Here is a 9,515-nt window from a genome sequence, read left to right on the forward strand (position 1 = left end):
GGTAGAATCGTTTTTTATCTCCCTATTTTTCGTTCAGCACAAAACGTAGTAAACTAGACATATCGTCCACGACCTCGTTCGGAGGATAGCGCAACATTCACACGATTTACATTGAAAAAGGAGGATACATAGTCTATGAGATATTCTGATTATTTTGAAAAAGCCAGAGAGCAACAACTGGGCGAGTTACAGGAGTGGTTGTCCATTCCGAGTATCTCAGCATTATCGGAGCACAAAAAAGACATTAACCAAGCAGCTGATTGGCTGGCTGCCAAACTGACTGCTGCCGGTCTGGAAAACGTTGAAATCATTCCAACCAAAGGGCACCCGCTGGTATATGCGGATCATTTGCACGCACCTGGTAAACCAACGATCCTCGTGTATGGACACTATGATGTACAACCCGTAGACCCGCTTCACCTGTGGGAAACGCCACCGTTTGAGCCATCCATCCGTGATGGAAAATTGTATGCGCGCGGAGCGACAGATGATAAAGGGCAGGTTTTCTTGCACATTAAGGCAGTTGAGGCCATTTTGAAGCAGGAAGGCACATTGCCGCTGAACATCAAATTCTGCATTGAAGGTGAGGAAGAAGTCTCCAGTCCGAACTTGCTTGAGTTTTTGCAAACTGGAGCTGAACGTCTGGCCGCGGATGCTGTACTGGTGTCCGACACTTCCTTGATCGAAAAAGGGAAGCCTGCCATTTGCACAGGTTTGCGTGGACTATGTTCACTGGAAGTCGCCATTCACACGGCGAACACAGATCTACATTCCGGCTCTTTCGGTGGCGGGGTGCCGAATGCCCTGCATGCTCTGGTGTCCTTGCTGGCAACCCTGCATGACGACAAAGGCGGCGTAAGCGTCGAAGGATTCTACGACGATGTTGCTCCATTATCGGCAGAGATGAGAGAAGAATTCGTGAAGCAAGGCTTCAATGAGAGCAAGCTGCAACAAGATCTTGCACTTGATTCTCTCTATGGTGAAGAAGGATTCAGCTTCGTTGAGCGTGTTGGGGCACGTCCGACACTGGAGCTGAACGGCGTATACGGTGGCTTCCAAGGGGAAGGCACGAAAACGGTCATTCCAAAAGAAGCTCATGCTAAAATCACGTGCCGCTTGGTGGCTAACCAGAATCCGCAAGACATTCTGGACAAAATCGAGCGCCATTTGCGCGCCCATGTTCAAGCAGGAGCTACCCTGGATATTCAACAGGGTGAAAAAGCGAACGCCTTTAACATCGACCCGTCACACGCGTTTCTGCAAGCGGCGGCCGATGCTTTTGAGAAGGTATACGGTGTGCGTGCCCTCTTTACCAAGGATGGAGGCTCTATCCCAATCGTGGAGACCTTCTCCCGTGTGCTGACTGCCCCAGTCGTGCTGATGGGCTTCGGCTTGCCAGATGAGAACCTGCATGCGCCAAACGAGCATTTTAACTTGAACAATTTTGACAAGGGTCTGCTGACGATTGTAGAGTTTTTGAAATCGGTGTAAGCACATGACAACTTCTTATGACTAAGTTACAATAGAGAGGGCGAAAGCCCTTTCTATTTTTTTTTGAGGAGCGCTACATAATATGATTATTCAGTTTATTCGTTTACGGTAATGTGAGGTACAGTTCATGAAAACTCAACCATTTTTCCGAAAATGGGTTGGGTCTATTTGGCTGTGCCTTTTTTCATTCACCAAATACGAATGAACGGGGTGCTTTTCTGTGTCCAAATGGAATAAACACGAGATGAAGGCTGACCTAATTGGAAAGCATCAACATCTCTTTAGGTGTCCTCTATGCTCTCAACCGATGCGTATGGTGGAAGGTAAAAGCCTCCTATGTACGAATCAGCATTGCTATGATCTCTCAAAATACGGGTATTTACATTTAGCCGCCCGGTCCTATAAGACTAAATATGATAAACAACTATTTTCCTCCAGAAGAATGATGTGCAATAACGGATTTTTCGATCCCTTAAATGAAGCGATAAGCAGCACTATAATGAAATTTATGAAGCCACTGTTTGATCAAAAATCACACCTTTACTTGCTCGATGCAGGTTGCGGGGAAGGCACTCATTTGAGCCACATTCAGGATAAGCTGACCTGGAAGGGAATCACTGAGCTTACAAGCGTAGGTATGGATCTGTCTAAAGAAGGTATTGTGGCCGCAGCCAAAGAATATCCTCATACCCTCTGGTGTGTTGCGGATCTGGCTCATTGTCCGTTTTCAAATCAACAATTTGACGGTGTATTCAATATTTTATCCCCTTCTAATTATGCTGAATTTACAAGAATCCTTTCGGAGGACGGCTGCGTCCTGAAGGTCATTCCCGAACAATATTATCTTCGGGAATTGAGATGCTTGTATGAACAGAAAAAGAATAAGCCTGCTTATTCGAATGACAATATATTAAGCCGATTTAAAGATCATTTTAAACTTCTATCCGCCGAACGGTTAACCTATCGTTTTATGTTAAATGCCGACCTCATGAAACCTTTGCTCCATATGACTCCCTTATCGTGGGGAGCTACGGAAGCAGACTGGCAGCAAGTGCAGGAAATAAATTTACCGTATGTCACAGTAGATTTGCTCATCTTATGCGGTAAAAAATAGAATACTAAAAAGCATTCACAGCATGGAACCATCCATGCTTCGTGAATGCTTTTTTTTTACGTTAGTCCCGTCGCTTAAGAAAAACGGGTGTAGCGCAACAGGTGAGCTAGCCGATTGAGCCGTTCTATCTCCCGATCCAACTCATGCAGCGGCTGTCCAGCCAAAGCAGCGTTTGCTCTCAGATCCCGTAGCGGGTTCATTTTCCGACCAATGAGTTTGAGCACCGTTGCCTTCCCCATGTTATTCACCACCACATATTGCGTTAGCGGATCAAGCTCAATCCACAATACATGATGCTGTTGAAAAAACGATAATAGTTGCTTTTTTAACGCCTCCAGCTCATCAATCTCACCTGTGATTTGCGGATGATGATGAAAAGCCACATAGCCCATCACCCGCAGGTCACTTATGATTTGTTCCAAATGAAGCGTTTCGTTTATGTACACATGGTTCGTGCTCATGCGGTTTCTTGCACCATTCGTATGATCTTCCCGGATGACGTTCACCACCTGACTATCGTTATATCAAGATTTATCTTTCCCCTTTTTCACTATAGCGCAATCGGCTTTGAAAAGTCAGGACATGTACAAACCTTACGAACAAAAAAACAACCGGCTTATACGCCAGTTGTTTCCCGTTCCACAAAATACTTATTGGTCATATAATGGGCCTTGCCTCTGGAAGTATCCACCATTCCCTTTTTGTTGTCGAGAAAAACAATCTCCCGGCATTTGGTGCAGTACCACTTGGTCCGCTTAAAGGGAGATTCTGTTACATACGATGTACCACATTTGCAATCTACTTTAATTAAGGTTTCTGTTGATTTGTAAGCCTGGGACAACTCTTTTAGGCCAGTGTCCGGCTGTTGAATCGGGATAATAACCTCCTGATAGCTTGAATACTGATTATGCACTTTAAAATCAGCCACCAGTTCCGCATGCAGTCCAAAGTACTCTTTGCCGATCTCGGTTACGAATTTTTTGCCAATTCTGTAACACTCAAGCCATTCCTGTATCTGTTGATTAGACAAAGGCACTGTGCCCTTGATACCACTATTTAATGTGTAAGTCATGATGTATAAAGTATCATCTTGTCTATGTCCGTACATGAGAAGCCTCCTTATAATACACTTGATAATGTACTACAAAGCGCAAAAAACATCAATTTTATTATTTGGCAAAAGACTTAATATAGCTCGGTAAGCACATAAGAGGTGTGAGTGTATAGTTAGAAAGCAACTGACAATCTGTCAATTGCTTTGTCTTTCCACATAGTATTTGTTGGTCATGTACCACGCTTTGCCTTTATCCGTATCCACCATGCCCTTTTTACGATCCAGGAACACAATGTTATTACACTCCTTACATGACCACTTGGTTCTTTTATGCGGTGACTCTTCTATATAGGAAGCACCACATTTACATTCTACCTGAATTAATGTTTTATACTGGCTGTACGCCTCTACCAGTGGGTCCAGCTCTACAGCTTTGCGTTCCATTACAGGCTGTATTATGGATATGTGTTCTCGCTGCTCCGAGTATTCATTATGTACCTTGAAATCTGCTACCAACTCAGGGTTTAAACCAAAATACTGTTTTCCCACAACCGTTACAAACTTGCTGCCAATTCGATATGCTTTGATCCATTCCTGCACCTGCTTACTGGTAGGTCGACAGTTCCCTTTATACCGCTGTTCAGCGTATAAGTCATCAAGTGTTGGTTGGGTGTCATATGTCTTAACGTTCACCTCCGATCAAGAATATACCACAGGTAGCTCTAGGCAAAAGCTACTTCCTACTACCTGAAGCAATGAGCTTTTTCTGCCTTGTGATTGTTCTTCAACACCTATATATAAAAGTATAGCTCAAAACCTGATCCATCTTCCATCCTGTCGTCATGCTGAATACTGCTTTGTAGGGATTTATATTCTTAGACTATCACCAGATGCATTTCTATCTTAGTATAACTTTGTGGTACAGTCTTATGTTTTGATCACTCCTGTTAGTTGCACTATGATCTCTAATGGTAGTTTCTTCCTTCTATATATAGTACATCATTTACACGCAAATTCCCACATATTTCAGCGGTTATTCTGTAAAACAAAAGCCTTCATCCTTTTTAAAAGGGTTACGGGACTGATCACATGGTAGAGGTTACTGCTTCCTTGCCGTCCCCCCGATTATGTTATAATAAAATAAAGCAAAAAGAGCGAGGTGAAGTCGATGAAATGGGAAGAAATTGCCGAATCACATCCGAGGCGATTTGTGTTGGTTGAGGCTATAAAAGCCAGTTCCAATAATCGCGTGCGCAATCTTGAAGACATGGCGGTTATTCAGGATTACGATAACCCGAAAGATGCTTGGAGCGGGTATAAACATTTTCACAAACTGTATCCGTCACGCGAACTGTATGTGTTCCATACCAGTCGATCCGATGTCGAGGTTGTAGAAGAGTTTTTCTCAGGAGTACGGTAGCGTACATGAAGATTAACCTCCATAATGGTTTGCCAATTGTTTCCTTAACTTTTTTTGACATCACAACCAAACTGCTCTATTACCAAACGTATTGTTCGATACAGGGTGCGCTGCAACAGTGTTTGATACGGATTTACTAGCCCAAATCGGCATTCACATTGATTTCATTAACGGGAGAGCAAAGCGGATGTACGGGGTGGGCGGCACAAAATTTGCTACGAACAGGTAATTCCTCATCTAAAAATCGGGCATATTCAATTAGATACATTTCCAATTCAACTAAGCTCTATTCAAGAGCCGTATGGATTTGATGGCATATTAGGCATTGATTTTATGCTAAAAACAAAATTAATTGTTGACTTTGATTTAATGAACATCCACTCCCCACTTTCACCTTTAAAATAATTCCAAGCAGGTGGCCACATGTCTCTTCCTTTAAATCTGATTACCATCATGCTCAGCCCGTAGAAGTATTACTTATACCCTTGGTTTCTCCTGCGGGCTGAGCCTTTGCCCAAGGGAGCGTGATGGTAATGAAACCTAATCAAAAAAATCGGTATCGAGCTTATTTTAGGCACCACAGAAAACGTGTTATTCAGCGTAAAAAACGGCTTTCAGCACACCGGGGATGGGCCGTCAAATTTGATGGTGTATTCTCCAAAGGAAAAATCCATTGTTCCTGCTGGATGTGCAGTAATAAAACAAAACGACTGGGCTATCCCAAATCAGAGCTAGCAAGAATAGATAACTGCCAGGAACAGCTTCAGGATTATCGTTATTAAACTAAAAAACGATCAAAACAAGCGAATGTCCATTGCTATGACACTCGCTTGTTTTACGTTTACAATAGATTTCCCAGCTTCTCTCCTCAATTTGAAATATAGAATAAACTTACTAGGTTTGATCAGCTAACATACCACAAAACAAAAGCCTTCCCGACCACCCTTCACTGTCGAAGGATCATCGAGAAGACTTTGTACCCCGCAAGGAACGAGAGGTCAGATTTTTAATTCGCCAAGCCTGATTAATTCCACGACCGCCTGTGAACGACCTTTTACGTTCAATTTTTGCATCACATTGGAAATATGGTTTCGGACCGTTTTTTCGCTAATAAATAGCTGTCCGGCGATGTCACGTGTTGTTTTGTCCTGCACGAGCAGTTCAAATACTTCACGTTCACGGTGAGTTAACAAAAACTTGTTTTTGTGGTCGTTACCCTTCGTCAATTTCACCCCTCCTTGCTCGGGTTTTGTGTGGTGTAACAAGGTTAAGGGATACAGTCAACACATTTTATGTCATGTGCTCGGGTATGGTTCAATATGCGGATAAAAATGGGCATAGGCACCTTACTTGCTGCTTTAATGATGGGTTGGACTTTGTGTCTAAATTATGTATTGACAGGCATATGGGCCAGCCTTATGATAAGAAAAACCGCGACTGATAATCATTATCAAAATAAAAATTCGATATAGATATCGCGCAACAGACTATGGTTCAGGGCCAGTTTGGCCAGAAAGGGTGTTCATTGATTATGAAACTACGTTATGCCGTACCGGCCGGAGTGCTGATCTCTTCTATTCTGTTCGCAGGTTGCGGGCAAACCGAAACTGCTACTCAGCAGCCTGCCGCAACGACCAAAGATGCAGGAGCCACAACACAGACAATGACTCCTGCCGCTTCTGCTCCCAATTTTGATCAAGCGGTAGCCGCTTACCGAACCTATGCTATCGAGCAATGCGATACGTTTGTGAAGAAGACAGAAGAATTCACGAACGCGGTCAAAGCTGGCGAACTGGATAAAGCCAGGGCGCTATATGCCCCTGCACGTATGTACTATGAACGGATTGAACCGATTGCAGAGGCGCTGGGTGATCTTGACCCGAATATTGATGCACGTGACGGTGATGTGGATGCAGCGGATTGGCGCGGCTTTCACCGTATTGAAAAAACATTATGGGAAGAAAACACAACCAAAGGAATGGACGAGTTTTCCGACCGACTGCTGAGTGATGCCAAGCTGCTGCGTGCCAAAGTAGAAACAGTTAATATTGACGCCAGCCTGATGGTAACGGGTGCAGTCGAGTTGTTGAATGAAGTATCTACCTCGAAGGTAACGGGTGAAGAGGAGCGATATTCCCATACGGATTTGTACGATTTTGCTGCCAATGTAGAAGGCGCGCAAAAGATATATGACATTTTGAAAACAGATCTGAACCAAAAAGATGCGGCATTGGAAAAACAAATCGGTGAGCGCTTTGCGGCCTTACAGCAGGAGTTGGCTCCTTTTAAAGACGGAGAAGGCTATGTATCGTATACAAAACTGAAACCGGAAGAAGTTAAAAAGCTGAGCCAAAACCTCGATGCCTTGGCAGAACCGTTGTCCCAAATGGGGAAATTGTTAGGAGTGTAATGATATGAAAGGCTTTAAGCGGCAAAAAGGGCAAGAAAAGCCGCAGTATGCGGAATCCCATAATGAACAGGCTGATCTGGTAAAAAAGGATGCGAAGCTAGTGGAAGATGAGTCGTCAGGAAAAAGCAAATCCGTATCACGCCGAGACCTATTGAAGCTGGCCGGGGTAGGTGGACTAGGCCTCCTGCTTGGCGGCGGGGGCGTGGGAGCCGTGCTGTCAGCCGGTCAACGCCTCGAAAGCATGATGACGGATGCGGATACCAAAGATGTAATCCCTTTTTACGGTAAGCATCAGGCAGGTATTGTGACTCCGGCGCAGGATTTCATCTGCTTCGCTGCTTTCGATCTAACAACCAGTGACAAGGAACAGGTGCGCAACCTTTTCAAAGCCTGGACGGAAGCAAGTGCTACAATGACTTCTGGCGTGCTGCTTGGCAACGATAATGAAAATCTCAACCTCCCTCCTTCCGATACGGGCGAGGCGGCAGGATTGTCGCCATCCCGCACGACGATCACCTTTGGTGTGGGCCCATCCTTTTTTGATGGACGATACGGCCTGGCAGGGCTTAAACCTGCCGAGTTCCGTGAGCTGCCCCGTTTTCAAGGGGATGCCCTGGAGGAGCAATGGTGCGGCGGCGATATCGGAGTGCAGGTATGTGCCAATGACTTGCAGGTAGCTTTCCATGCCCTGCGTAATTTGGCGCGTATCGCCAGAGGAACGGCGGTGCTTCGCTGGACGCAGGAAGGCTTCCAGCGAACAGCACAGGCCGATCCCGCGGGAAGCACACCACGCAATTTGCTGGGCTTCAAGGACGGTACGGGGAACCCGGACACCTCCAAGGCAGACGAGATGAATCGGCTGGTGTGGACACAGACCAGTGACGGACCAGCATGGATGGGTAACGGCAGTTATATGGCTGTACGCCGTGTACGCATGCGGGTAGAGGTGTGGGATCGCTCCACATTGGGCGACCAGGAAGATACTTTTGGACGTCATCGCAACAGCGGGGCCCCACTCGGTAAGGTCAAGGAGTTCGACAAGCTTGATCGGGCGGCCAAAAATCTGGAAGGCAAGCCAGTTACGACTCCCACCTCTCATGTGGCTTTGGCTCATGGGGACGGGAGCATTAATATTTTGCGGAGGTCTTATTCGTATTCAAGCGGATTGGACAAGCAAACAGGGCAGCTGGATGCCGGACTGCTGTTCATCAGCTACCAGCGTGATCTGTTCAAGCAGTTCGTTCATATTCAGGAGAAGCTTGCACGCAATGACAAGCTGAACGAATACATTGTACACAAAGGCAGTGCGGTGTTCGCCTGCTTCCCGGGTGTATCGCAAGGCGGCTACATCGGGGATACGTTATTTTAGCAGCAGGCAAGGAAGGGGATTTATATGAATCGGCGCAATAAAAGCTTGGGATGGGTGTTTGTGCTGGTGACAGCTCTGCTGCTGACCGTCACTCCGTTCATGTCCGGCTCCGGGTCGGTCGCTTTTGCACAAACGAATGCCAAAGCTGTCACCAATGATCAGCTAATGCCTGTGGTGGGCGGAGCGCTGGTGGAGGCGGGACAAGCTCAATGGACGGAAGCCTCCAAGGATCTGAAAGAATTCCGCACGCTGTGGGAGGCCGCCAAAACGAATGGCGGAGATTCAGCTCACATCGCGGCTGTAGATCAAGCACTCACCGATGCGGAGCAGACACTCGCCAGTGGCGGCGGGGAACCAGCGAAAGCTGCCTTATCCGTGCTGGCGCGCTCGGTCAATGAGTACGTCACTGCTGCCGAAGGGGACAAACCAGCCCCGGCTGGAGCCAAAGCAGCGGAAAAACTACTTCCCATGGCGAAGGGCAGTCTGGCCGCCATGCAAAAAGGCGATTGGGCTGCTGCCCGGGTGGATTACGATCGAATCGTCAAAGCCTGGTATCAGGTAGAAACACCGATTCGTTTGGACAATTTTCCGGTATACAGTTCGCTCGAAACTAAAATCAGTCTCATTCGCATCTCCATGCAAGCTGAGCCTATTCGC

Annotated in this window: 9 protein-coding genes and 3 pseudogenes; 8 read left to right on the forward strand and 4 right to left on the reverse strand. The window is 46.1% G+C overall.

Features of this window, described 5'->3' with window-relative positions:
* Nucleotides 1–135 precede the first annotated feature (135 nt).
* The 3 genes and pseudogenes from GRP75_RS06735 (at nt 136) to GRP75_RS06740 (ending at nt 2,605) form a co-directional block, all read left to right on the forward strand.
* Nucleotides 136–1,491 (forward strand): dipeptidase, encoded by a 1,356-nt coding sequence (locus tag GRP75_RS06735; RefSeq protein ID WP_160788911.1) that lies wholly within the window; start codon nt 136–138, stop codon nt 1,489–1,491.
* Between the two features lie 244 nt (nt 1,492–1,735).
* Nucleotides 1,736–1,867 (forward strand): annotated as a pseudogene (locus GRP75_RS30435) (putative RNA methyltransferase); the annotation flags it as partial.
* Between the two features lie 123 nt (nt 1,868–1,990).
* On the forward strand, nt 1,991–2,605 hold the full coding sequence (locus tag GRP75_RS06740; protein WP_226887829.1) for a methyltransferase domain-containing protein: 615 nt from the start codon (nt 1,991–1,993) through the stop codon (nt 2,603–2,605).
* Between the two features lie 74 nt (nt 2,606–2,679).
* Here the strand turns inward: GRP75_RS06740 and GRP75_RS06745 are convergent, their stop codons facing one another.
* From GRP75_RS06745 to GRP75_RS06755, 3 genes and pseudogenes are all read right to left on the reverse strand, one after another.
* Nucleotides 2,680–3,066 carry a hypothetical protein gene (locus GRP75_RS06745; RefSeq protein ID WP_202404018.1) on the reverse strand — a complete coding sequence of 129 codons (387 nt, stop codon included), beginning with the start codon at nt 3,064–3,066 and terminating at the stop codon, nt 2,680–2,682.
* Nucleotides 3,067–3,221: 155 nt separating this feature from the next.
* A complete protein-coding gene (locus GRP75_RS06750) occupies nt 3,222–3,713 on the reverse strand; it encodes a hypothetical protein (RefSeq protein WP_013311697.1) in 492 nt (163 codons plus the stop codon).
* Nucleotides 3,714–3,854: 141 nt separating this feature from the next.
* Nucleotides 3,855–4,336 (reverse strand): annotated as a pseudogene (locus GRP75_RS06755) (hypothetical protein).
* Nucleotides 4,337–4,827: 491 nt separating this feature from the next.
* On the opposite strand from GRP75_RS06755, the gene GRP75_RS06760 reads away from it, so the two are divergent.
* Nucleotides 4,828–5,079 (forward strand): hypothetical protein, encoded by a 252-nt coding sequence (locus GRP75_RS06760; protein ID WP_160788912.1) that lies wholly within the window; start codon nt 4,828–4,830, stop codon nt 5,077–5,079.
* Between the two features lie 533 nt (nt 5,080–5,612).
* Complete coding sequence (locus tag GRP75_RS06765) at nt 5,613–5,861, forward strand: hypothetical protein (protein ID WP_160788913.1); 249 nt, start codon at nt 5,613–5,615, stop codon at nt 5,859–5,861.
* 216 nt (nt 5,862–6,077) lie between these two features.
* On the opposite strand, the gene GRP75_RS06770 is transcribed toward GRP75_RS06765, so the two are convergent.
* Nucleotides 6,078–6,305, reverse strand: a complete 228-nt coding sequence (locus tag GRP75_RS06770; RefSeq protein ID WP_007431813.1) for a helix-turn-helix domain-containing protein — start codon at nt 6,303–6,305, stop codon at nt 6,078–6,080.
* A 305-nt stretch (nt 6,306–6,610) separates the two neighbouring features.
* Between GRP75_RS06770 and efeO the strand changes: the two genes are divergently transcribed.
* The 3 genes and pseudogenes from efeO to GRP75_RS06785 all read left to right on the forward strand — a co-directional run.
* Nucleotides 6,611–7,489, forward strand: coding sequence for an iron uptake system protein EfeO (efeO, locus tag GRP75_RS06775; RefSeq protein WP_160788914.1), 879 nt, complete (start codon nt 6,611–6,613; stop codon nt 7,487–7,489).
* Between the two features lie 4 nt (nt 7,490–7,493).
* Nucleotides 7,494–8,858: an iron uptake transporter deferrochelatase/peroxidase subunit gene (gene efeB / locus GRP75_RS06780; RefSeq protein WP_160788915.1), complete on the forward strand. Its 1,365-nt coding sequence runs from the start codon at nt 7,494–7,496 to the stop codon at nt 8,856–8,858.
* Nucleotides 8,859–8,882: 24 nt separating this feature from the next.
* Nucleotides 8,883–9,515 (forward strand): annotated as a pseudogene (locus GRP75_RS06785) (iron permease); the annotation flags it as partial.

The organism is Paenibacillus sp. OT2-17, assembly GCF_009827695.1.
Lineage (GTDB): Bacteria > Bacillota > Bacilli > Paenibacillales > Paenibacillaceae > Paenibacillus > Paenibacillus polymyxa_B.